Annotated in this window: 19 protein-coding genes; 4 read left to right on the plus strand and 15 right to left on the minus strand. The window is 62.3% G+C overall.

Annotation, left to right across the window (positions count from 1 at the left end; genetic code table 11):
• Positions 1-4: 4 nt before the first annotated feature.
• The 9 genes from B0G76_RS13655 to B0G76_RS13695 all read right to left on the minus strand — a co-directional run bounded on the left by B0G76_RS13655 (position 5) and on the right by B0G76_RS13695 (position 8,603).
• A complete protein-coding gene (locus tag B0G76_RS13655; protein WP_120292870.1) occupies positions 5-1,006 on the minus strand; it encodes a type II secretion system F family protein in 1,002 nt (333 codons plus the stop codon).
• A gap of 2 nt (positions 1,007-1,008) precedes the next feature.
• Positions 1,009-2,019 carry a type II secretion system F family protein gene (locus B0G76_RS13660; protein ID WP_120296366.1) on the minus strand — a complete coding sequence of 337 codons (1,011 nt, stop codon included), beginning with the start codon at positions 2,017-2,019 and terminating at the stop codon, positions 1,009-1,011.
• Positions 2,012-3,382 carry a CpaF family protein gene (locus B0G76_RS13665; protein WP_120292872.1) on the minus strand — a complete coding sequence of 457 codons (1,371 nt, stop codon included), beginning with the start codon at positions 3,380-3,382 and terminating at the stop codon, positions 2,012-2,014. Before B0G76_RS13665 ends, B0G76_RS13660 begins: the two co-directional genes overlap by 8 nt.
• 3 nt (positions 3,383-3,385) lie before the next feature.
• On the minus strand, positions 3,386-4,627 hold the full coding sequence (locus B0G76_RS13670) for a fimbrial protein (RefSeq protein WP_120292874.1): 1,242 nt from the start codon (positions 4,625-4,627) through the stop codon (positions 3,386-3,388).
• Between the two features lie 138 nt (positions 4,628-4,765).
• Positions 4,766-6,217, minus strand: coding sequence for a type II and III secretion system protein family protein (locus tag B0G76_RS13675; RefSeq protein ID WP_120292876.1), 1,452 nt, complete (start codon positions 6,215-6,217; stop codon positions 4,766-4,768).
• A gap of 40 nt (positions 6,218-6,257) precedes the next feature.
• Positions 6,258-7,205 (minus strand): Flp pilus assembly protein CpaB, encoded by a 948-nt coding sequence (cpaB, locus tag B0G76_RS13680; RefSeq protein WP_120292878.1) that lies wholly within the window; start codon positions 7,203-7,205, stop codon positions 6,258-6,260.
• A gap of 91 nt (positions 7,206-7,296) precedes the next feature.
• The gene (locus B0G76_RS13685; protein WP_259460573.1) at positions 7,297-7,761 is read right to left on the minus strand and encodes a TadE/TadG family type IV pilus assembly protein; all 465 of its coding nucleotides are present in this window, start codon (positions 7,759-7,761) and stop codon (positions 7,297-7,299) included.
• Between the two features lie 20 nt (positions 7,762-7,781).
• Positions 7,782-8,282, minus strand: coding sequence for a prepilin peptidase (locus B0G76_RS13690; protein ID WP_120292882.1), 501 nt, complete (start codon positions 8,280-8,282; stop codon positions 7,782-7,784).
• Between the two features lie 153 nt (positions 8,283-8,435).
• A complete protein-coding gene (locus B0G76_RS13695) occupies positions 8,436-8,603 on the minus strand; it encodes a Flp family type IVb pilin (RefSeq protein WP_120292883.1) in 168 nt (55 codons plus the stop codon).
• 658 nt (positions 8,604-9,261) lie between these two features.
• Here B0G76_RS13695 and B0G76_RS13700 point away from each other — a divergent pair.
• The 4 genes from B0G76_RS13700 to B0G76_RS13715 all read left to right on the plus strand — a co-directional run bounded on the left by B0G76_RS13700 (position 9,262) and on the right by B0G76_RS13715 (position 15,062).
• On the plus strand, positions 9,262-10,791 hold the full coding sequence (locus B0G76_RS13700; RefSeq protein WP_120292885.1) for a collagen-like triple helix repeat-containing protein: 1,530 nt from the start codon (positions 9,262-9,264) through the stop codon (positions 10,789-10,791).
• A 192-nt stretch (positions 10,792-10,983) separates the two neighbouring features.
• Entirely contained in the window at positions 10,984-12,372 is a 1,389-nt protein-coding gene (locus B0G76_RS13705; protein WP_120292887.1) for a collagen-like triple helix repeat-containing protein, read from the plus strand.
• 248 nt (positions 12,373-12,620) lie between these two features.
• The gene (locus tag B0G76_RS13710) at positions 12,621-14,330 is read left to right on the plus strand and encodes a ShlB/FhaC/HecB family hemolysin secretion/activation protein (protein ID WP_120292889.1); all 1,710 of its coding nucleotides are present in this window, start codon (positions 12,621-12,623) and stop codon (positions 14,328-14,330) included.
• A 246-nt stretch (positions 14,331-14,576) separates the two neighbouring features.
• Positions 14,577-15,062: a DUF2147 domain-containing protein gene (locus tag B0G76_RS13715; protein WP_120292891.1), complete on the plus strand. Its 486-nt coding sequence runs from the start codon at positions 14,577-14,579 to the stop codon at positions 15,060-15,062.
• Positions 15,063-15,225: 163 nt separating this feature from the next.
• Here the strand turns inward: B0G76_RS13715 and B0G76_RS13720 are convergent, their stop codons facing one another.
• From B0G76_RS13720 to typA, 6 genes are all read right to left on the minus strand, one after another.
• On the minus strand, positions 15,226-15,675 hold the full coding sequence (locus tag B0G76_RS13720; protein WP_120292893.1) for a transposase: 450 nt from the start codon (positions 15,673-15,675) through the stop codon (positions 15,226-15,228).
• 162 nt (positions 15,676-15,837) lie between these two features.
• Positions 15,838-16,935, minus strand: a complete 1,098-nt coding sequence (gene zapE, locus B0G76_RS13725) for a cell division protein ZapE (protein ID WP_120292895.1) — start codon at positions 16,933-16,935, stop codon at positions 15,838-15,840.
• Between the two features lie 88 nt (positions 16,936-17,023).
• Entirely contained in the window at positions 17,024-18,454 is a 1,431-nt protein-coding gene (lpdA, locus tag B0G76_RS13730; protein WP_120292897.1) for a dihydrolipoyl dehydrogenase, read from the minus strand.
• A gap of 139 nt (positions 18,455-18,593) precedes the next feature.
• Positions 18,594-19,874, minus strand: a complete 1,281-nt coding sequence (odhB, locus tag B0G76_RS13735) for a 2-oxoglutarate dehydrogenase complex dihydrolipoyllysine-residue succinyltransferase (protein WP_120292899.1) — start codon at positions 19,872-19,874, stop codon at positions 18,594-18,596.
• Positions 19,875-20,022: 148 nt separating this feature from the next.
• Positions 20,023-22,884 carry a 2-oxoglutarate dehydrogenase E1 component gene (locus tag B0G76_RS13740; protein ID WP_120292901.1) on the minus strand — a complete coding sequence of 954 codons (2,862 nt, stop codon included), beginning with the start codon at positions 22,882-22,884 and terminating at the stop codon, positions 20,023-20,025.
• Positions 22,885-23,268: 384 nt separating this feature from the next.
• Positions 23,269-25,095 (minus strand): translational GTPase TypA, encoded by a 1,827-nt coding sequence (gene typA, locus B0G76_RS13745; RefSeq protein ID WP_120292903.1) that lies wholly within the window; start codon positions 25,093-25,095, stop codon positions 23,269-23,271.
• Between the last annotated feature and the right edge of the window lie 46 nt (positions 25,096-25,141).

Raw genomic sequence — 25,141 nt, forward strand, 5'->3', positions numbered from 1 at the left:
ATCCTCAGCGTTGCGTCGAGCGCAGTGACTTCGTGACGGCAAGCACACCCGGTCCGGCTGTGACAATCATCAGGGCCGGCAACAGCGTGACGATCATCACACCGGTCATCTTTACAGTGAGGCGGCCAATGCGTTCGCGCAGCATCGCGCGGCGCGCTTCGCGCAAGCGATCTCCGAACAGTTTGAGCGGCTCCTGCACCGCGCCACCGTGCCTGTCTACCTGTATCAGCAGTCGCACCACCGCACGCAAATCCTCGTTGTCATAACTCGCCGCGAGGCGATTAAGCGACTGGTCGCGCGAGCGGCCGGCCGCGAATTGACGCTGTGCAATTTCCAGTTCGTGAGACAGCACCGGCAGCACCGTACGAAAATCGCTCACCATTACCTGCAGGCTCTGATCGAGTGAGAGACCAACGCCTTGCAGCAGACGCAGCAGATCGACCAACAGCGGCAATTCGTCAATCACGCCGTTGCGACGTCGGCTGGCGCGGCGCGCCACGTAAATCTTCGGCGCCATGAAACCGGCCAGGGCGGCCACAATAACGACCTCCACACAGGTCGATGCCGAGACATGCCCGCGTGCGAGCGTTCCAGCCAGCAACGGCAGTATGGCCATGCCCAGGAGGCGCGCGATCAGAAACAGGCCACGCATGCGCGTGTCGACGAATCCACATTGTTCGAGCAGACGGCGATCTTCCTCGGCGACGATCTGCCGACCGAGCGGTGTATCGAGCCAACGCACCCCGGCGTGTGCGAAACGCTCGAACAGGCCTTTCCAGCCCACGGGCCGGCCACTTCGGGCAGGGACGCCGGTGTCCGCCCGCTCACCGCCGCGCGCCGCAGCGGCGAGCGCCGCGCTCTGCAGCGCGCGCTCGTCGAGTGCATGCGTCAGCGTGCGTTCACTACGCCGCGCCGCCGCGAAACGCACGACCAGCACCGCAGCAATCAGCAACAGGCCGAGTGCTGCGAGAGCAAGCGCGATGGCGGCAACGTGTTGAGCTTGCATCTTCAGTTCCTCAGCCGAGCCATTCGATGCAACAGATAGGAGCCCAGCGCCTGCAACGCAAACGCCAGGTAGACGACATTGCGGCCGGTCGGGTCGAACCACATCGACGCGAAATATTTCGGATTGGACAGAATCAGAAAACCACCAATACCTACCGGCAGTAAGCCCAGTACCCACGACGACAGGCGTGTTTCCGCCGACATCGCAGTAAGCTCACGTTCGGCCTGTTCGAGATCACGCATGAACGACGACATCCGGTCGAGCATCACGTCCGCACGGCCGCCGTATTTGACCGACAGACGCAGCACCGCGCCGACCAGTTCGAGCTCGCGCGTGCTATAGATGACTGCGACCTGAGAGAGCGCACGATCGATTTCGACACCGGCGCGCAACATCCGCGAGACGTGGTCGAGACATTCGCGCAGTGGCGCTTCCGTGGTCTGCAGTGATGCCTGAAAAGCGGCGGGCACGCTGTTGCCGAGCGTGATCAGGCGAACGATACCGTCGAGAAACAGCGGTAATTGCCTCACAATCTGTTGACGGCGTTTGTTGGCCCGCATCGTCACCAGAAAATAGATGAACGCCCCGCACGTAACCAGGACGGCAGCGGCGGCCAACACGCCACCGACGCTCGCAGCCCAGATGCACAACACGAGTACGACCGCCCCCATCAGTATGGCGGGCACCCGCGCATTGTTGATCCCCGCGCGGGCCATCGCATGCTGCAACATGAAGCTGCCACGCGCTTTCAGATAGCGCGCGCGGGCGAACCAGCCGGCATCGGCCTGCGGCGCCTGTGGCGCAGCCACGGGGGGCAAACCAGCGCGTGACTGCGCCACACGGGGGCTGGCCACGAAACCGCCTGCGCCAACAGCGCCCGACGCCATGCGGCTATCGATGAAGCGTTCGGCGCTCATCTGGTCTTTACGTTGTGCGCCGCGTTGCCATAGCAATAACGCGCCTGCTGCGCACAGCAGCGCGAGCGCCGCGAAGACCAGCACTGAGCTAGACATTGAAGCCTCCGCCGAAGCCGCCAGCGCCACCGCCTCCGAAGCCCGCGTTACCGAATGCATTGTCCTGCGCCCCGCCGCCCAGGGCCTGACGGAAACGTGTCAGTTTCGGCGAGTGTGGATGGATACCGAGCGACACCCACTTATCGAGCTCGTCGCCCTCTGCCGTCACGACCGGTTCGTAGCGATACAGCTCCTGGGTCGCGATGATGTTGTCCGACAGACCCGTCACTTCGGTGATCGACAGAATCCGCCGGCGCCCATTCGAGAGGCGCCCGATCTGCACGATGAAGTCAATCGCATTGGCAATTTGCCGCCGCAGGCTCGATTCCGTGCCCTGGAAGCCAGCAAAGCCCGCCAGCATTTCCAGCCGGTACAGACACTCGCGCGGCGAGCTCGCGTGAACGGTGCCCATCGAACCGTCGTGGCCGGTATTCATCGCCTGCAGCATTTCGAGCACCTCACCGCCACGCACTTCGCCGACGATGATGCGGTCCGGGCGCATCCGCAAGGTATTGCGCAGCAGGTCGCGAATCGTCACGAGGCCCGCGCCATCGAAACCGCCTGGTCGGCTTTCGAGCCGCACCACATGTGGATGGTTAAGCGACAGTTCGGCAGTGTCCTCGATCGTCACGACCCGCTCCGGTTCGGGGATGTGGAACGCGAGCGCATTCAGAAGCGAGGTCTTGCCCGAACTCGTACCGCCCGACACCAGCACGTTGCACCGTGCTGCCACCGCTGCTTCGAGCAGCGCGCCGACTTCGGGGCTATAAGTGCCATTGGCCAGCAGATCGTCGGGACGCAGTGGGTCCTTGCGGAATTTGCGGATCGAGACGATCGGCCCGTCGATCGATAATGGTTCGATCACCACATTCACGCGACCGCCGTCCGGCAAACGCGCATCCACCATCGGATTCGATTCGTCCAGGCGTCGTCCGATTGGCGCGAGAATCCGCCGCACGATACGCAGCAAGTGGGCGTTGTCAGCGAAACGCACCTGAATCCTCGTGAGGATCCCGTGCCGCGACACGTACACGTCGTTGTAGCCGTTGATCAGAATATCTTCGACGGCCGGATCGGCGAGCAGATCTTCGATCGGGCCGAACCCTGCCAGTTCTTTCGTCAGCGCCTCGGCGATCAGCCGCACTTCGCCTTCGTTGATCGGAATCCGGCGCAGCCGCACAAAGCTGTCCATCTCCAGATCGACGAACTGGTTGATCGCGTTACGCGACCAGCGGCCGAACTCCGAGCCAAGCTCTTCGATACGCGTCAGCAGATGTTCGTGCGCAGCGTTCTTGATGTCCTGGAACTGCTGGCTATGCGCGAACGAAGGCGCGTCGTCGGCAAATTCAATTTCTTTTGCCATCGTTTATGACCGCTTTTGAGTGGTTGGAATGAAGCGCTTGAGCGCACCAAGCGCGGATTTTCCGCCTGGTTGCGCGGCCGTTCTCGAGGCGCCACCGAGCCGTTCAATCAACGGCTCCAGCGCACGCACATAGGGGTCGCGTGCCGCGGTGTCCGCCAGCAGATGCCCTTGGTTGACAGCCTGGCCGAGCGCTACTCGCCGCTCCGGCAGTGTCGTCAGCAATGGAATCTCCAGACGCTGAGCGATCTGCACGGCGGCTAGCCCGAGGTCGCTGTCGAACTTGTTGACGATCAACCGCACGTTGGCAGTATCGACGCCCTCTTCGCGCAATGCGTCGAGCACACCCACTGCCGATACGATGGAGGCGACGCCCTGATCGCACAGCAGCCACGCTTCGTCCGCGGCCTGCACGACATGGGCGATGAATTCGACATTGCTGAATCCGCCCAGATCGAAGATCTGCTGGTCAAAGAACGCCCGCAGCCGGTTCAGCAAACCGATCGACGACGAATATGACACCTCGCGCATATCGGCAAGGTTCGGCGGTAGCGTCGTAAGTGCGAGGCCGCTCGTGTGGTGCGATAGCGCGGTATGCACGAAGGTTTGATCGAAGCGGCGCAGATTGCGCACAGCTTCAACGAAATTGAACTCGCTGCGGGTATTCAGGAGCAGCGAGCCATCGCCCGCCGGCAAGCCGAGGTCGATCAATGCGGCTTGCCGCCCTTTCGCGACGTCACGCCGCTGCAACTTTACCGCGAGGTTCGCGGCCAGCGTGCTCACACCCATGCCGACGCGCGCCCCAAGCAGTGCGGTCACCTGGCCATGGCGGCTGACCGGTTCGACCAGGTTGTCGAGCACCTGGCGCGTGATGCGCAAAGCATCCTCAGCGGGTGCCGACAGATCGATGAAATCTCGCACACCGACACGCAACGCGGCCAATGCGCTTTCCGGCTCGGCGAGCGAACCGATCGCGACGATCTGCATACCTGGATAGGCGCTGCGCACCGCGCTCGCAGCAGCACTCGCCGCGGCGGCACGGCCGCCGGAAAAGTCGACGAACACCAGCGACGGGTTAAGCGCCCCAATGCGCTGGATGAGCATTGCCGGGTCGAGCGTGACCGCTTCGACCGCGCCAGCGCCTACCAGCGTATTGGAGAGCCAATGCACGTGTTCGTCGGCTAGCGAAGCGAACACAAAATAATCGGTGACCGCCCGTTCAGTCAATGAATGCGTTCTCGCGTTCATGTTGGACATCCTTTTGCGGCATCGGCAGCCAGGCCGCCGCGTCGTACTGCATACTGCCGCGCACAGGCCATGTGCGCATGCATCTGTTTGCTTCGCGTAATCCGATTACTGCGTGCGTCGAGCGAAGCTTCGGCGCCCTCATTTCGAAAACCCCGGCGCTGCATCGCCCGCAATGAAACCGCCGACCAGTGAGCGCCACACCGGACCGTTGCGCTGCTCAGACTGTTCACCCGGCGTCGACGGCATGGTCGCTCCCTTCGCCAGCGGCGACACGAGATGCGGCGTCACGATGATTACCAGCTCTTTCTCGTTCTGCTGATAGCTCAGTTGTTTGAAGAACGTTCCGATGATCGGCAGGTCGCCCAGCAAGGGCACCTTGGATACATTCGATGTGGTCTCGCGGTCAACCAGCCCACCGATTACAAAGCTCTCGCCGTCTCCGAGTTCGACCGTGGTGTCCGTGCGCCGTGTCGTGAACGCTGGCACTGACACACCGCTAATCGTCACCGCGTTCGCGAAGTCGAGTTGGCTCGCCTCCGGCGCGACTTTCAGCGCGATGCGTTGCGGACCCAGTACGGTCGGCGTCAACGTGAGACCGATGCCGTAAGGCTTATATTCGATCGATGTCGTCCCTAACCCTTGCGGCACCGGCACAGGGATTTCGCCGCCAGCGAGAAAGCTTGCACTCTGTCCCGACAACGCCACGAGGGTCGGTTCGGCCAGCACGCGAGCCAGATTATTGCTTTCCATCAGGCTCAGGTTGGCAAACAGGCCGTGGGTTGCCGAGTTGAACACCAGATTGAACGCCGACGACAGCGGCGTCGTACTAGTCATCTGGGGTGCCTGGCCCGCCGTCGCCGAAACCGAGGTCAATGCAGATGGCGCAAAAGAGCCAAACGTAAAACCGTTGTTCTGCTTGAAGAAGTTGAAGCCGACCTGCTTGAGCACAGAACGGCTGAATTCGACGACGCGCACGTCAACCTGCACGACAGCACGGCTGGCAACGGTCGACGTATCGAACACCGCGCCATCTTTCGCCGCTGCCCCGTCCTTACCCGCCGCGCCATCCCTTGCAACCGATCCTTCCGCTGCGACAACAGCGCGCTGATGCGCTTCCATCGTCGCCGACGAACCGGACACCAGCGCAGTACCGCCGAGCACCTTGACACTCGGCGTATCGGGGCCGAGCAGCGAAGCCGCCGCTTGCGTAATGACGTTCACCGTGTACGTCAATGGTGTATCGCGGCCGCGCTCCCACAGCATCAAACTCGTGGTTCCCGCGGCCTTGCCGACCAGCAGTACACCTCCACGGCCGCTACCCTTCATGATCAATACGTCGGCCACCGATGGGTCGCCGAGCGCTATGCGCTGCAGCACGTGGCCTGTCGCCACCTGTTGCTGGCCGCCGACCGTCAGTCCAATGGTTTGCCCGGCCACCAGCTGCGCAGGTTCGGCCGATGAGGCAGGCTGTGCCGGGCGCGCCTTTCGCGCGTGCTGGGTAGCATCGGCCGCGTGCCCCGCGCCTGACGCAGCCAACAACGCAAATCCGACGTACGTCGCCGTCCCAAGTGCAAAAATCCGTTTTGTCATGTAGTCATGGACGCGTCCGGCCGCCCGCTCCCTAAAACCGCTACCAGGCGACCGTTTCGGCGCGCCCACCCCGTATCACTTCGATACCGCTATTTGTACTGTTTGTATTGCCTGCGACGCGGGTCGGCGCAACCAGCATATGCGGCGCTGGCGCGAACCGCGGCGCGACACCCGGCAGGCTTGCGGTGCCGGACAAGGTGTCGAGGGCAACGCCGGCTGCGGCCTTTGTCGAGTCCTGCAGCGCGTCGCCGGAACCGGCGTGCGCGGAAGTCTTCAGCACGCCTGGCAACGCGGCAAAAGCGCTTTCGTCGGCCACTTCGGTATCTTTTGGATTGCGCAGCGCGAAAACTAACCGGCCGGCACTTTCCGCTAGCGTCAGCCGGTCGACATCTGCAACCGGCACCGCCAGTACCGCTGTCCGCACCATGCCGTTCGGGTCGCCCGCGGTGTCGCCGCTCGCGGTCGCATTACCGAACGCGAGCACTCGGACTTTCGACATCAGCAGGCGCGCCTGGGTGCGGTCGACTTCGGAGTTGCCGACGCCGGCGTTATCGCGCTTGAGCGTAAAAAACACGTCGACGAAATTGCCGGGCCGCAGCCGGTTGGCCACTGCATTGCTTTCGTCGACGCGTACTGCGAGGGCGCGCTCACCCGGTTCGATACGCTCCGCCAGCCCCGACGACAATTGCGTTTCCAGCACCGGCGAGTCCGCACTGATATCCGCATTCGGTACCCGGCCTGTCAACTGGGCCGGATCGGTGAAGGCGCCGTTCGGATTGATCGGCAGCGACTGCACGCGCAAAGCGTCGACGGTAATCGCCTTGCCCGCCGGCAGCGTACGGGTCGCCACCACCACCGGAAAAGTGGCTTGCATGGCGGCCGTGACGGCCACCGGCACTGGGCGGCGCGACAGCGTCCAGGCAAACAGGCCGAGCAGCAACGCGACCGCGATCAGAACACCGGCGAGAATTTTGGTTAGATTCGGCATGATGACTCGCCGCTTCGATTGAACGATTCCCTACAGCGCGAGCGTTCATACGCGCGTCGGCGGACGGGAAGGCTGAGTACCAGCGCGTGCGTCACTGAATATTCTCCGGGTTGAGTTGGACCGTCGCACTGCTCGTCAGCGTCTTCGGCAGCGTAATACTCAGAAGTGCTATCGATGGCACGATCGGGTGGTTCTGATAGTCGTAAGCCATTGCGACTTGCACACACTGCATCCCGTTAGTGGGACTGCAAGCGCTCGCAGTCGACGTGCAGGTCGCGGCGCTGACGATCGAAGCCACTACGGCCTGGGCTGCGACGCAGGCTGCCGCGGCGCGATTGGTGAGCGCACTTTGCAAAGACGTGTTGGGCTGGTAATTCAGCGCAGCGCGCGCGCCTTCTTCGGCCGCCAGTGTCAGGTTCTGCTGGGCCACCATCATCAGGCTGAAGGTGATGATCATGTAGACGATCGTGAAGAACAGCGGGAACACCAGCGCGAATTCGACGGCAGTGGCGCCACGTTGGCGGCGCGCAAACGCGAGCCCTTTCTGCGATTTCATGGACGGGGTCATGGAAGATCTCATCGCAGCACACCCGTGGACATTTGCAGCGCCAGCCATGCACAGGCCGCTACTGTCAGACACGCCGCATAGGGGGTCGATGCTTTACCGCCCACCTCGAAAGTCGGACCGGCGTGCCGCCCGATCGTAGCGAGTCGCGTGCGGGTCGTGACGAGCAGCCAGAGCGCATGCACTCCGGCTGCAAGGCTCGCGGCGACCCAGATTCCGAGCAGCGTGTGCATACCGCACCAGGCACCTAGTGCGGCAAAAACTTTGACGTCGGCGGCACCCATTGCACCCAGCGCAAAAAACGGCAGCAATGCGACCAGCCCGACGACAACGCCCAATGCTGCCTGTCCGGCCGAAATATTAAAAGGGCTGCGCTGGAATAGCGCGCACGCAAATGCCGCTGCCAATCCAACAACGACAGACGAATTGGAAATGCGTCGACTGCGGCAATCACATATAGCAATAGCCGCGGCCCACACGACAAATAGAATGTCGGCGACTGGTAAATTCATGATGGACTCGACGGGCGAGACATATCAGTGCGGACTGCATGAGCAGTCCGCACTGAAAACTCAATTGGCCTTGTTCCAGAAAGGGCGCGAGACTAACCAGGTCGGCCCGGTCGCCCCTAAACTTCCCCTACTGGAACCGCCGCCGCCAGACCCTTAGCCCTTAATTAAGAGGGCAATGGCTGCAAATGAGGTCTGAAGCGCGCCGGTGATAGAGCCGACCGCGATTACAAGCGATGCCGCCATCAACCCCGCGATCAAACCATACTCGATGGCCGTCACGCCCTCGTTATCTCTCAGGAAGCGTTGTGTGAACTTTTTCATTTTTACCCTCGGACTTTCATTTATTTCGTTTGTTTACGTACCACTTCGGATGACGGAGTCTTGAGCGCTGCGAACCATTGGTCTCTCATTCCTGGTCCTGCGTGTTGCGCTGCAGAAGCACCGCCTTGCAGCCGGCTTCAATAAAACAGATGTCTATTCGCTGTCTGTTCGATTACGCACCTCCCGCGTCAATCCTTGATGCTTTCGGGTTTTATAGCCGAACAATCATATTTAAGCAATTGTCCGCTGCCCTTAGCTCGGCACAGTATGCGTTTTCGCGCCGTACTCAGGTTAACGGCAGTTCGTGCGTTGCAGCACATAGGAATAACCATGAGTTAGATTCGCTGCACTAAATATTTGTTTGAACAGAACGTTTCAAGCGCCCGGCACCCTCTCATTGCGCCTGCGTTACGCGGCGTTTCGTAACGGCGCACGCGGTTCGTTACGTTACGCAACCCTCGCAAACGTTTAGCGAATTCATTCTCGCGGGGTATATCCGGGTTAGCGGACACTTCATCAATTCCTCGCAAAGCCATATCACGTATGGTTTCACGCCCCTCGGCAAAAAAATAATCTGCATTACTCAGTCGAAATGGCACGGCTCATGCAGAGATAGGCACGCAGCAACACCCAATAACACATGCGATGCGAGGGCGACATGAACATTCAAACGGCCAACACGACAGTACGAACAACCCTGATTGCGGCCAGCGTGGCAGCAATGCTTTCTCTTGGTGCTTGCGGCGGCTCCGGAACCCTGAGTTCCGGGACTGGCGGCGGCAGCGGTAGCGGTTCCGCCGGCGGCGCACTTTCGACTACTACCGGCAGCGGCAGCGGCAGCGGTTCGATGGGCTCTGGCGGCTCCGGCAGCAATACCAGCAGCAACGGTTCCGGAAGCGGTTCCGGTTCAGGCACAGGAACCGGCACGACTCCGGTCGCGAATGCACTCGGCACGGTAGTCGGCAACGGCGGCGGTGTGGTCAGCGATCTCGGCTCGACGGTCTCGAGCATCGGTAGCGTAATCGGCTCGCAAAACCTCCCAGGCGTCAGCGCGCAAACCACCCAGGCTGCCGGTGGCATCGTGCAGCAAGTCGGTTCGGCAGTCTCGACGCTCGGCAACGGTGTATCGCAAGGGCTCGGCCAACTCGGCACCGGTGGCGACGCAGTCGGCACGACCGTTTCGAGCCTCGGTGGCGTGGTCGGTCATGTCGGCGGCGCAGTAACGCAGGCAGGCAGCCTCGTGACGAGCCTCGGCAGCGGCCCGCTTGCGCCGTTGGCAGCCATCACCACGCCACTCGGCGGCGTTGTCAATACGCTCGGCGGCGCAGTGACCAACAGTGGCAACACGCTCACCACCGCGCTCTCGACGGGCCCGGTCCAGCAAATCACGCAAACGCTCAGCACCGCGATCACGCCGATTACGTCGATGGTCGCGGCAACCACGCAGACGGTCGGCAACACCACGGGCCTCGGCGCACCGCTGAACACGTTGCTCTCGACCCTCGGCGGCGGCCTGGGTCAGGCCGGCACGCTGATCAGCGCAACTGGCGGAAATCCGATCACGGCCGCTCTTGGCCATACGGTCACGGATACGGGCACCACAGTCGCGTCGGTGGGCGGCCCGCTCACCGGCAGCACCGGCAGCAATCCGCTGGCTCCGATCACCAGCGCACTCGGTGGCCTGACTGGCGGCACCAGCGGCGGCCCGCTCGCTCCGCTCACCAGCGTACTCGGCGGCCTGACCGGCGGCACCAGCAGCGGTCCGCTCGCTCCGCTCACCAACCTACTCGGCGGCCTGACCGGTGGCACCAGCAGTGGCCCGCTCGCTCCGCTCACCGGCGCACTGAGCAGCGTAACGGGCGGCCTGGGCGGCGCCTCGAGCAGCAGCAGCCCACTGGCGCCTGTCACCGGCCTGCTCTCGAGCTTGACAACCGGCCTGAGCGGCGCGAGCGGCGGCAGCAGCAGCCCGCTCGCCCCGGTGACCGGCTTGCTCTCGAGCGTCACCGGCGCGCTCGGCGGCGTCACGACCACGGCGGCCAACACGCCGGCCACGACGACGACCACGTCGACCAGCTCGGGCCCCGGCCTGTCCCTGTCGAGCACGAGCGGCAAAGGATCGGGCAGCAGCCCGCTCGCCCCGGTGACGTCGCTCCTCGGCGGCCTGCTCGGCGGTCTGTCGAAGAAGTAAGCAATACCGTTGCAGCGATCGAAGGAAGCACAGTAATCGGAAACCCGGCGTCCGGAGACCCGGAGCGCGGCCCGCCAGCAGCGCCCCGGCTGTGCTGGAACCCGGCTGAATTGAGCCGCGCCGCTCAGACACCCGTTGCACCGGCGCACGGAAACACCACACGCGACACTTAGAAGACACTGAGGAGCACACATGTCCACCCAACGTTTTTTTACTCACCATGCGGCGTGCGAGACCGTGTTGTCGTTGCGCGCACCGTTGATCGCCATCGCGGTCGGCGGCTTGCTCGCCGCGTGTGGCGGCAATGGCGTCACCACGCCATCGAGTGCATCCGCCGGTAGCGCCGGCGGCGGCGGTTCGACCAGTGGCAACACGCCCACCGCCTCGACGTCGAGCACCAATGGCCTCGCCACCGCCGCCGCACAGACCACCAGCGACCTTGGCAACACGATCGGCTCCCTGACCATCCCGGGCCTCAGCCCGAAAGTCACGCAAGGTCTCGGCGACACGGTGTCGAGTGCGAGCGGCACCCTGAACTCGCTCGCCAACGCAGTAAGCGGCGGTCTCGGGCAAATCGGCACGACCTCCAACCCGGTCGGCACCACGGTCGCCGGACTCGGCTCGGTGGTCAGTTCGACAAGCGGTGTCGTGCAAGGTCTGAGCACCACGGTCGGCGGGCTTGGCACCGGCAATCTCGCGCCGCTGTCGCCGCTCACCACACCCCTTGCAACCGTGCTGTCCACGACTGCCGGCGCATTGAACGCCGGCGGCGCGACGCTCGGCAATTCGTTGGCCTCCGCGCCGGTGCAACAGCTCACCCAGCCGCTCAGCACCGCGATCACACCGATCGTGCAGACCGCCGGACTCGTGACGCAGACGGTCGGCACGCAGACCGGCCTCGGCGCACCGGTCGGCGGCCTGCTCGCGCAAATCGGCGGCGCGTTGAACTCGGCCGGCTCGCAAGTCGGCACGGCAACGAAGAATCCGGTCGGCGCCGATCTCGGCAACCTGGTCGGCTCGCTCGGCAACACGGTGACGAACGCCGGCGGACTCGTCAATCCGAACGGCCCGAATGGCGCGAATCCGATTCCCGGCCTGATTACGAGCCTCGTCGGCAGCACCAACGTGGCCGTCGTCAATGGACCGCCCGCCAACGGCAGCCCGTTCGGCCCGCTGCAAAACTCGCTCGCGAGTCTCGGGCTCGGCAACAACCCGCTCGGCTCACTGTCGACGCTGCTCGGCGGCACACCGCTGTCCGGCCTGACCTCGGTGCTGGGTAGCACGCCCTTGAGCGCACTGACTTCGGGGACGGGCGGCTCGCCGCTGGGTTCGCTGACTTCGGTGCTGGGTGGCACGGGTAGCGCATCGAACCCGCTGTCGACGCTGACCGGCGCACTCTCCGGCGTCACCGGCAGCGCCTCGGGCAGCGGCGGTAGCAACCCGCTCGCCCCCGTGACGGCTCTCGTCGGCACGTTGACCGGCGCGCTCGGCTCGGCGGCCGGCTCGACGAGCAGCTCGAGCAGTTCGACGGGCGGCTTGACGACACTACTCAGCGGCCTCGTGCCGGTGAGCCATAAGTAGTCCGCATAAACGGCTTCATCGATGCCACGTGCATAGGACGTCCCTTCGGACGTCCCGTTACACCGTGTGCATGGCAGTCCGTCTTATCACGTGCTCCGCGCTTGTGCAGACAATGCTCAAGCCCGACGGAGCACGTGACGTAATACATGCAAGCATGGCAGTATGCGTCGAGCCACACATAAGCGATCGCGACCAGCCCGGCCTGGCGGCGCGTCCGCAACACAAGAACGGCATACGAGGAAAATCCGATGAAACTCGGGTACGGTAGTAAATGGACCCTCGTGCTCGCCGCGATAGCGGCAAGCGCGATGCAGGCAGAAGCACAAGCGCAGTCGCGCCCCGCCGGTTCGGTTGTCGGCGGCAATCCGCTCGATTCGCTGCCGCAGATCAAGGCGCCTGACAAAGGCCCGAACGTGACCGTGCAGGTTGCACCGCAAGCCCCCCAACTTCAGGAACTGCTCGCCCGCCATCTGACGCCCTCCAGGATTCAGGTCGAGGGCGTGAAGTCCATTCCCTTCGACGAAGTCGCGCAACGCTTCACGCCGCTCGTCGGCAAGGACACCACCATCGGCGATCTGATTCAGGTTGCCAACGGCGTCACGAAGCTGTATCAGGATCGCGGCTATGCGCTCTCGTTCGCGTTCATTCCCGCGCAGACGTTCGAAGGAGGCGTGGTGCGCGTGACCGTGGTGGAAGGCTATGTATCGACGGTCAAGGTGACGGGCAAGGTAGGCGCGATCGAAGACAAGATCCGCGCGATCGCCGACCACATCGTCGCCGACCGGCCGCTCAAGCGCGCGACCTTCGAGCGTTACATCAATGTGCTGGGCCTGCTGCCCGGCGTGAAGGTTGCGGCCAACGTAGCGCCGCCGCAAAACACCGACGGCGCCACGACGCTCGAACTGAACGTAGACCGCAAACCGGTCGACCTCAGCACCGGCATCGATTTCAATCACCCCGGCGTGCAAGGCCTGCTGACTGCCACCGAAAACGGTTTGACCGCCCTCGGCGAACAGTTGAGCGTGTCCGCCTTGCTGCCGAAGGGGCGTGACAACGTCACCTATCTCGCGGCACACGCTGCGGTGCCGATCGGCAGCAACGGACTGATCGGCAAGATCGACGCGTCGCACTATCGCGGCAATCCGGTCGACAATCCCGGCCTGCCCTCCTATATCGAGCGCACGGTCATCAACGACAAGATTGGCGGCTCGCTGGCCTATCCGATCCTGTTGAGCAACGCCCAAAGCGTGATCGGCACGGCCTCCGTCTATGCGTCGCACGACGAGGACCGCTATAACAACCACGACACCGGCGCGCAGATTGGCTTCCGTTCGCAGGTGCGCGTATTGCAATTGCAGGCCGACTACGCCAGCGCGCAAACCGGCCAGGTGCGCCGCGCGAGCATCACGGTGGCGAAGGCATTCGATATTCTCGGCGCATCGAAATCCGGCGACTCGAACGTTCCCGGCGCGCCCGTCACGAATCCGGCGTCGATCAATTTCGTGCGGACCGGTGCAAGCTTTTCGCAAACCAACGAGTGGCCGCTCAAGATCGGCACCTCGGTTTCGTTGACCGGCCAATACAGCGGCGTCTCGCTGCCGACATCGGAACAGATCTCGTTCGGCGCGCAACGCTTTGCGCAGGGTTATGAACCGGGAGAGGCATCGGGCGATTCGGGCTGGGGCGCCATCTTCGAAGTCAACCGGGCGTTCACGCCAGGATTTACCTATCTGCGCACCTTCACACCCTATATTTCGTTCGACATGGCCCGCGTCTTTCTGCATGCGGGGACGCCGTCGCCGTCGAGGCTGTCGTCGATCGCATTCGGCTTCCGGATCTCGGACGCGAAGTATTACAGCCTGGACTTGTCGGTGGCCAAGCCGATCGGCGACGCACCGGTGGAGAGCGCGTCGCGCAGCCCGCGCATCAACGCGACGTTCTCCTATCAGCTGAACTGAGGATCAAAAGCGCCGCGTCCTGATTAGAGGTTCCACTATCAAACGGCGCGCGCACTTTCACGTATTCTGCGCTGACGATGTGCGACCCGCGGCACCCGAGCCGCGAGCCGCAGACCGATGTAGCCGAAGTCGAACCTGAGGGGTACGACCAGAGGGCATCACGGCGGCCTGCAGATGAAAGCTGCCCGAGATGCCAATAACGCCGCGCGACCATGATCGCGCCGTCTTTAATCAAGGAGGAAGACAATGATGCAATTCACTCAACGCGCGCGCGCAATCGCGCTTCGCACAGCCAAACATGCCGCCCTCGCCGGCGTGCTGCTCGCCAGCGCCGTCACGGCGATGGCGCAGACCGATTCCCCGATCGGCACGTGGCAAACCATCGACGATCACACCGGCCAGCCCAAAGCCCTCGTGCAAATTGCACAGGACAGCAATGGCTCGTTGAGCGGCAAGGTGATCAAGGGGCTCAATGCGAACGATAAACCGGATCGCCGCTGCACTGAATGTACCGATGCACGCAAGGATCAGTTAATTCTCGGCATGACGATCATCAACGATATGCAAAAGGACGGCGACGGCTGGGATCACGGGCAGATTCTCGACCCGGAAAACGGCAAGGTCTACAAGTGCAAGATGCACCTGGAAGACGGTGGGAACAAGCTGGTGGTGCGCGGCTACATTGGCGTGTCGCTGCTGGGCCGCTCGCAAACCTGGGTTCGCCAGCAATAGCGGACGAACCGTTCAGGCAGCGCGGTGCCTGATGCGTGAAGATGATTTTCCATCAGGGCCACTATCGCAGCTCTGATGGAATCAGAAGAAACGGCCGACGATCGCCATCGTCCGGCCGTTTTTTGTTTGAGTCTGGCTGGTTGGGGTTGTCATGCAGCGGTTGTCATGCCGCGTGTTTGAAAGGCGACGCGTACGCGAACGGCGACGACGGCAACGGTTTGACCGGTGCTGGGCTGTACACCGCGGGCGCCGTGGCCGGAACCTTACCTTCGTCAACGCTCTTTTGTTCCGCGCCCACATGCGTGCGCATGCGTGCTTCCATCAGGTTGCAGAGTTCTTCGCTCGCCGCGCCGAAAAGTTGTTCCATGACGCGCTTGAGCACACCGGATTCATACCATGCCGTGAAGCGGCGATGGCAAGTTTGATACGACGGGTATTTGCGCGGCATGGCGGACCAGGTGGCTCCGCTGTACCTCACCCACAGCACGCCGTTGAGCACGGAGCGCGTGTTGGCAAGCGGCCGGCCACGCAGTTCGGAGCGCGGACGCAACTCGGGGAGCAACGGTGCAACACGTTGCCATTCTTCATCATTGATATCACGGTAAGGATTCATGGTTTCTCCTTTGTCAGAACCATCACAAAGAAGATATCCAGTCGTCCGCAGACGGAATATAAGATCAATCCGAATTTTGAAAATACGCCGTCAGACTCCGCCTATTCGCTGAGCGGACTGTGATCTATCGCAAAAGCAACCGCGCCCGCCTCACACGGCTTTTTAAGTCAGCGACGTATCGACGATCCGGCGCGGTGCGTCGAGATATTCTTTCGATTGCATTTCGATGATGCGCGACACCGTGCGGGCGAATTCGTTGGCCATCGGACCGTCGACGTACAACTGATCGGGTGGCACCGCCGCCGACATCAGGAGCTTCACCTTGTGGTCGTAGAACACGTCGATCAGCCAGGTGAAGCGGCGCGCCTCCGAGGCCATGCGCACTGACATCTGCGGCACGCCGGACAGGATCACCGCGTGAAAGCGGCTCGCCAGTTCCAGGTAATCGTTCTGCGAGCGCGGACCGCCGCACAACGTGGCGAAATCGAACCATACGACGCCGTCAGCGCGCCGCAGCGCCTTCAACTCGCGCTTCTCGATACGCAGGATAGGACTCTCATCAGGAACCGCGGCGAGGCGCGAAAACGCGTCGCGCAACGCTTTGTCCGACGCCGCGCCGAGCGGTGTGTGATACACCTCGACCTGGGCCAGCGTGCGCTTGCGGTAGTCGATACCCGCGTCGACATTGATCACGTCGAGCTTCGACTTGATCAGCTCAATTGCCGGCAGCATGCGGTCGCGATGCAGACCGTCCGGATACAACGTATCCGGATCGTAGTTTGACGTCATCACGAATTGCACGCCGTTCTCGAACAGCTTGTCGAGCAGACGATAGAGGATCATCGCGTCGGCAATATCCGAGACGTGGAATTCGTCGAAACAGATCAACCGGTAGCGCTTGGCGATACGGCGCGCGAGTTCGTCGAGCGGATCGGTCGTGCCCTTCAGATCTTCCAGTTCGCGATGCACCTCGCGCATGAACTCGTGGAAATGCAGCCGCGTTTTGCGCTGCACCGGCACGATCATGTAGAAGCTGTCCATCAGAAAGCTCTTGCCCCGCCCTACGCCGCCCCACATGTACACGCCGCGCGGCAAGTCCGGGTGAATGATCAGCTTCTTGAACGCGTTCGAGCGGCGCGATTTGTACTCGACCCACTCTTCATAGCACCGCTGCAGACGGTCGACCGCCGCGCGTTGCGCCGGGTCCGATTGATAACCCCGCGTCTGCAGTTCTTTTTCGTAGTATTCGGTGACGTTCATTGTGTTGCTGCAAAAAGAAAGGCGGGAGGGAGTGAACCCGCCCGCCTTTGTGGTGATGCCAGAATTGCGTTCAGTCAGGCGTGCGCGATTACATGTTCAGCGCGCGCTTGTCCACGGCCAGAGCCGCTTCGCGCATGACTTCCGACAGCGACGGGTGCGGATGGCAAATGCGGCCGATGTCTTCCGAGGCCGCCTTGAATTCCATCGCCACTACAGCTTCCGCGATCAGGTCCGATGCGTTCGCCGAGATGATATGCACGCCGAGCAGTTCGTCGGTCTTCGCGTCGGCGATCATCTTGACGAAACCGTCCGCCTTGTTGATGCCCAGCGCGCGGCCGTTCGCCATGAACGGGAACTGGCCCGTCTTGACTTCACGGCCTTCGGCCTTCAGTTGCTGCTCGGTCTTGCCGACCCACGCGATTTCCGGTTCGGTGTAGATCACCCACGGAATGCAGTTGTAGTCGATATGCGGCTTCTGACCGTCGATGATTTCGGCCACCATCACGCCTTCATCTTCAGCCTTGTGCGCGAGCATCGGGCCACGCACCACATCGCCGATCGCGTACACGTTCGGCACCGCCGTTGCGCAGTGGTCGTCGACGTCGATAAAGCCACGCTCGTTCGCCTTCAGGCCGATGGCTTCGAGACCGAGGTTGTCGGTGTTCGGCACGCGGCCAATCGACACGATCAGGCGGTCGGCTTCGAGCGTTTGCGCGTTGCCGTCCTTGTCCGTGTAATTGATCGTGACGCTGTTGTCGGTCGTCGTCACTTCGCCGACCTTCACGCCGACGTGGATGTCCAGACCCTGCTTCTTGAATTGCTTGGCGGCTTCCTTGGCCAGTGCCTGGTCAGCCGCGCCGAGGAATTCCGGCAGCGCTTCGAGCACGGTCACGTCCGAGCCCAGACGGCGCCACACCGAGCCGAGTTCCAGCCCGATCACGCCGGCGCCGATCACGGCGAGCTTCTTCGGCACGGAGTCGAACGTCAGTGCGCCTTCGTTGTCGGCAACGATCTTGTTGTCGACCGGAACGGTCGGCAGGTGACGCGCCTTCGAGCCCGTTGCAATGATGACGTTCTTTGCCGTGACCACTTCGGTTTCGCCTTCGCCGCTGACTTCGATCTGCACGCCGGCGTCCGTCTTGCCGGTGAACTTGCCATGGCCCTTGAGCCACGTGATCTTGTTCTTGCGGAACAGGAATTCGATACCCTTGGTCATCTTCTCGACGATGCCTTCCTTGCGGGCCAGCATCTTCGCGATATCGACCGTCACGTTTTCCACGGAAATACCGTGGTCGGCGAGGTGATGCGATGCGTTTTCAAATTCTTCCGACGACGCGAGCAGCGCCTTCGACGGAATGCAACCCACGTTCAGGCACGTGCCGCCGAGCTTGAGCGTGCCGGCCGGGTTCTTCCACTTTTCGATACATGCGACGGTCTTGCCGAGCTGCGCTGCGCGGATTGCGGCGATGTAGCCGCCGGGGCCGGCGCCGATCACGACGACGTCAAATTCTTTGGACATGACAATCCTTTTGATGACGGAAGGACGTGCGGCCACGCTTCGTGGCGCGCGTCGTTCAAGTACTGCGGAATGCTGAAGACATGCTGCCTAGTTGGCGTCGACTTGCGCGATAGCAAGCCGACGCCGGCCGAACCGTCGATTACAGGTCGAGCAACAGGCGCGCCGGGTCTTCCAGCGCATCCTTCATCGCGACCAGCGACAGCACCGCTTCGCGGCCGTCGATGATCCGGTGGTCGTACGAGAGCGCCAGATAGTTCATCGGACGGATCACGATCTGGCCGTTTTCGACCACAGCGCGTTCCTTCGTGGCGTGCACGCCCAGAATGGCGGATTGCGGCGGGTTGATAATCGGGGTCGACAGCATCGAACCGAACACACCACCGTTCGAGATCGAGAACGTACCACCCGTCATTTCTTCGATCGACAGCTTGCCGTCCTTGGCCTTCTGGCCGAATTCAGCAATCTTCTTTTCGATTTCGGCGAGGCTCAGCTGATCTGCGTTACGCAGAATCGGCACCACCAGGCCACGCGGCGAACCGACCGCGATACCGATGTCGAAGTAGCCGTGATAGACGATGTCGTTACCGTCGATCGACGCGTTCACGAGCGGGAATTTCTTCAGCGCATGAACAGCCGCCTTCACGAAGAACGACATGAAGCCCAGCTTCACGCCATGTTCCTTTTCGAACTTGTCTTTGTACTTGTTGCGCAGGTCCATCACCGGCGCCATGTTCACTTCGTTGAACGTGGTCAGGATGGCGTTGGTTTGCTGCGACTCGAGCAGACGCTCGGCGATACGCGCGCGCAGACGCGACATCGGCACGCGTTGTTCCGGACGATCCTTCAGCCATTGCTCGGCCGATGCCGGCGCCTTGACGTCCGGCAGCGACGGCTTGGCAGCCTTCGGTGCGGCGGCCGGTGCAGCCTTGGCAACCGGTGCCGGTGCGGCTTGACCCGCGGTCAGCACGTCACCCTTGGTGATGCGGCCGTCGCGGCCCGTGCCGGCGACGTCGCCCGCGCCCAGACCCTTCTCAGCCATCAGCTTGCCGGCAGCCGGCGAAGCAGCGGTGTTCGCACCCGTTGCGGATGCAGCCTGAGCGGCCGGTGCACCAGCCGGTGCCGGTGCGGCCACGGGAGCCGGCTTCACTTCGGCTTCGACAGCAGCGGCGCCTGCGGTGCCTTCAGTGTCGATCTTGGCGATCACCTGATCCGCCACGACGATGTCGCCGTCGTTCGAGATCACTTGTGCGAGCACGCCGGCGGAGGGTGCCGGCACTTCGAGCACGACCTTGTCGGTCTCGATTTCGATGAGAATTTCGTCTTGCGCAACAGCCTCGCCGGGCTTCTTCTTCCACTGCAGCATGGTGGCTTCCGAGACCGACTCGGACAGCTGGGGAACCTTGACTTCAACAATAGCCATTTTGAATATCCTGAATACGTATCGGGTGACGGCGCGCGATCTATGGACCCGACGACCGCCTGCGAACCATAACTGCCGGCAACGAACCATCACGTGGTTACTAGGCGCGGCACGGGAAAGCGCAGCGCGCTTTCCCGGTTCGTCTGTTTTATTTAGCAATCGACGCGCTCTTGAGGCGGCCGAAAGCGCCTTCGATCAGCGCCTTCTGCTGCTCGTAGTGCTTCGCGTAGTAGCCGACTGCCGGCGAGGCCGAAGCCGGACGTCCGCTGTACGCCAGCTTCTGCCCTTCCTTCATGCCTTCCTTCAGGTGGTGCTCGATGTAGAACCACGGGCCTTGATTCTGCGGCTCGTCCTGCACCCAGACCACGTCGGTCGCGTTGTCGTACTTCTTCATTTCCGCTTCGAACTGCTTATGCGCGAACGGATAGAGCTGTTCGATACGGATGATCGCGACGTCGTTCGACTTCGATTCACGGCGATGCGCCAGCAGGTCGTAGTACACGCGGCCCGAGCAGGCCACCACGCGCTTGACCTTCTTCGGCTCGATCGCTTCGTCGATTTCACCGAGGATCGGCTGGAATGCGCCCTTCGCCAGTTCGGACAGATCCGACACGGCTTCCTTGTGACGCAGCAGCGACTTCGGCGTAGCGACGATCAGCGGCTTGCGGAACAGGCGGATCATCTGACGGCGCAACAGGTGGAAGATCTGCGCCGGCGTGGTCGGTTGAACGACCTGCATGTTGTGGTCTGCGCACAGCTGCAGGAAACGCTCGATACGTGCCGACGAGTGTTCCGGACCTTGACCTTCGTAGCCGTGCGGCAAGAGCATCGTGAGACCCGACACGCGGCCCCACTTCACTTCGCCCGACGAGATGAACTGGTCGATCACGACCTGCGCGCCGTTCACGAAGTCGCCGAACTGCGCTTCCCAAGCGACGAACGTATTCGGTTCAGCGGTCGAGTAACCGTATTCGAAGCCCAGCACCGCTTCTTCCGACAACACCGAGTCGATCACCGTGAACTTCGCCTGACCTTCGGCGATGTTCTGCAGCGGCACGTAGGTGCCGTCGTTCCAGCGTTCGCGGTTCTGATCGTGCAGCACCGCGTGACGGTGCGTGAACGTGCCGCGGCCCGAGTCCTGACCGGTCAGGCGCACTGCATAGCCCGATGCGACCAGCGACGCGAATGCCAGATGTTCGCCCATGCCCCAGTCGAGCTTGGCCTCGCCACGGCCCATCGCGCGACGGTCGTTGATGACGCGCTCAACCAGCGGGTGCACCTTGAAGTTTTCCGGGATCGTAGTGACGCGCTCAGCGAGGCGCTTCAACTCAGCCAGCGGCACTGCCGTATCGGCTGCGTCGGTCCACTTGCGGTTCAGGAACGGGACCCAATCCACCGCGTACTTGCTCTTGTAGTTCGAGAGCACCGGGTCGATCGTGTGATGGCCTTCGTCCATTGCCTTGCGGTAGGCCTTGACGAATTCGTCGCCTTCTGCCGCCGTGATCACGCCTTGCTGCACCAGCTTTTCAGCGTACAGCGCGCGCGTGCCCGGGTGCTTCGCAATCGTCTTGTACATCAGCGGCTGCGTAACCGCCGGCGTGTCCTGCTCGTTGTGACCCAGCTTGCGGAAGCAGACGATGTCGACGACGACGTCCTTATGGAACTGCATCCGGAAGTCGATGGCCAGCTGGGTAGCCAGCACGACCGCTTCAGGATCGTCACCGTTCACGTGCAGCACCGGCGCCTCGATCATCTTGACGACGTCCGAGCAGTACAACGTGGAGCGCGAGTCGCGCGGATCCGACGTCGTGAAGCCGATCTGGTTGTTGATGACGATGTGCAGCGTGCCGTGCGTACCGTAACCACGCGTTTGCGCGAGGTTCAGCGTTTCCATCACCACGCCCTGGCCTGCGAAAGCCGCGTCGCCGTGGATCTGCACCGGCAGCACTTGCAGGCCGCTGTCGTCGCCGCGACGGTCCATACGGGCCTTCGCCGAACCTTCGACCACCGGGTTGACGATTTCGAGGTGCGACGGGTTGAACGCGAGCGACAGGTGAACCGGGCCGCCTTCGGTCGAGACGTCCGACGAGAAGCCCTTGTGGTACTTCACGTCGCCGGCCGGCAGGTCGTCGACGTGCTTGCCTTCGAATTCGGCAAACAGGTCAGCCGGCATCTTGCCGAGCGTATTGACCAGCACGTTCAGACGGCCACGGTGAGCCATGCCGATGACGATTTCCTGCACGCCGTTGGCGCCGCCATGACGCACGACTTCGTCCATCGAGGCGATGAAGCTTTCGCCGCCTTCGAGCGAAAAGCGTTTCTGGCCGACGTACTTGGTGTGCAGGAAGCGTTCGAGGCCTTCAGCGGCCGTCAGGCGATTCAGGATGTGCTTCTTCTTGTCATTGGAGAAGTTCGGCGTCGAACGGATCGACTCGAGCTTCTCTTTCCACCAGCGCTTCTGTTCCGGATCGCTGATGTACATGTACTCGGCGCCGATCGTGCCGCAGTACGTGTCACGCAGGGCCTTGACGATCTCGCGCAGCGAAGCGCGCTCGAATCCGAAATACAGATTCGTTGCGCTGAACTCCTGGTCCATGTCGGCTTCGGTGAAGTCGTAGAACGCGGGTTCAAGTTCGGGGATAGCGGGACGTTCGCGGCGCTTCAGGGGATCGAGATTGGCCCATTGCGAGCCGAGGAAGCGATATGCGCCGATGAGGGACTGCACGTAGACTTGCTTGCGGGAGGTAGCGAGGTCTTCGCCGCCGGCCGCCGTGCGCGGGATGAAGGCGTTCGCCTTGGCCCGTTGCGCAAACGATTCGACGATCGGGCCATGGGCCACGTCGTTGGCATTGCTGCCATCCGATGCAGGGACGTTCTGCAACGCATCGAAATAGCTGCGCCAGTTCTCGGGCACTGACGCCGGATTATCGAGATACGCTTCGTACATTTCTTCTACGTACGGAGCATTGCCGCCGAACAGATAAGAGTTCGACTGGAATTGCTTCATCATTTTTACGCTCACCTTTCTTCGAGTTTCTCGAGAAATAGCGGGTTACAGAACCTTCCGCGACACGGCCTGACCGTTTAGCGGATTGCGCGAATCAAGTCTTGCTTGGAAGGACCTAAAACTTTGCACCCGGGGAGCATATCACAGAACGGATAGTGCAGATAGCAGACGGATTGCCGCTCGAGCCCGTCGCGACGGGCTTTCAGCGCTACTGTCAGGACTCGCAAAGGTCTTATGCAAAAAAACAGGGACAAACACGACAGACCGACGGCCAACTGCGGGCAACTGCCCGCAACGCGAATGGGACGCCAGAAACGGCAAAAGCCACCCGGAGGTGGCTTTTGCCTGACATCGCGCCGCTTACCCAGGATTGGGGCCGGTGCCGATTTAGTCCACTGCGCCCTTACGGCTCGCGCTGCGGCGCTCGTGTTCCTTCAGGTAACGCTTGCGCAGTCGGATGGATTGCGGCGTGACTTCGACGAGTTCGTCGTCGTCGATGAATTCGACCGCGTATTCCAGCGACATCTGGATCGGCGGCACGAGGCGCACCGCTTCGTCCGTACCCGACGAACGCACGTTGGTGAGCTGCTTGCCCTTGATCGGGTTCACAACCAGGTCGTTGTCACGGCTGTGAATGCCGATGATCATGCCTTCATACAGCGGCTCGCCCGGCGACACGAACATACGGCCGCGGTCCTGCAGCTTCCACAGTGCGTACGCAACGGCCGCACCGTCGTCCTGCGAAATCAGCACGCCGTTGCGACGCTCGCCCACCGCGCCTTCCTTGACCGGCTGATACGAATCGAACGTGTGGCTCATCAGGCCCGTACCGCGCGTGAGCGTCAGGAATTCCGACTGGAAGCCGATCAGGCCACGAGCCGAAATACGATACTCGAGACGCGTACGGCCACGGCCGTCCGACGCCATGTCGAGCATTTCGCCCTTGCGGCGGCCCAGCTCTTCCATCACGCCGCCCTGGTGGCCGTCTTCCATGTCGACCGTCAGGTTTTCGTACGGCTCGTGCTTCACGCCGTCGATATCCTGCATCACCACGCGCGGACGCGACACGGCCAGCTCGTAGCCTTCACGACGCATGTTTTCGACGAGAATGGTCAGGTGCAATTCCCCGCGGCCCGCCACTTCGAACGTGGTTTCGTCGCCGGTTTCTTTCACGCGCAGCGCGACGTTGTGGTTCAGTTCCTTCATCAGGCGGTCGCGGATCTGACGGCTCGTGACGAACTTGCCTTCGCGGCCGGCCAGCGGCGACGAATTGACGAGGAAGTTCATCGTCAGGGTCGGTTCGTCGACGGTGATCATCGGCAGCGCTTCCGGCTGTTCCGGTGCGCAGATGGTCACGCCGATACCGATTTCCTCGATACCGTTGATCAGCACGATGTCGCCGGCTTCAGCCGAGTCCACCTGCACGCGCTCCAGGCCCTTGAACGACAGGACCTGGTTGATCTTGCGGTTGAGGATCGCGCCATCGGGGCCCGAACGCACGGCGACGGACATGCCCGGCTTGATCGTGCCGCGCGTGATACGGCCCACGCCGATACGACCAACGTACGACGAGTAATCCAGCGACGTGATCTGCAGTTGCAGCGGCGCTTCCGGATCGGCCGGGCGAACCGGCACGTGCTGCAGCACGGCTTCGAACAGCGGGCGCATGTCGCCTTCGCGCACGTCCGCCGTCAGACCGGCATAACCGTTCAGGCCCGACGCGTAGACGATCGGGAAGTCGAGTTGTTCGTCGGTTGCACCCAGCTTGTCGAACAGGTCGAACGTCTGGTTGATCACCCAGTCGATCCGCGCGCCCGGCCGGTCAACCTTGTTGATCACGACGATCGGCTTGAGGCCGAGCGCCAGCGCCTTCTTGGTCACGAAGCGCGTTTGCGGCATCGGACCTTCGACTGCGTCGACCAGCAGCAGCACCGAGTCGACCATCGACAGCACGCGCTCCACTTCACCGCCGAAGTCGGCGTGGCCCGGGGTGTCGACGATGTTGATGTGCGTGCCTTCGTACTCGACCGCGCAGTTCTTCGAAAGAATCGTGATGCCACGTTCCTTTTCGATGTCGTTCGAGTCCATCACGCGCTCGACAACCTGCTGGTTGTCGCGGAATGTGGCGGTCTGGCGGAGCAGCTGATCGACGAGCGTGGTCTTGCCGTGGTCGACGTGAGCAATGATGGCGATGTTGCGTAGGGCGCGAGTCATAGGAACCTGGGGGCAGTTGAGTGCGCCAGCAGCAGCATTGTGTACG

It is taken from the genome of Paraburkholderia sp. BL23I1N1, from assembly GCF_003610295.1.
GTDB lineage: Bacteria > Pseudomonadota > Gammaproteobacteria > Burkholderiales > Burkholderiaceae > Paraburkholderia.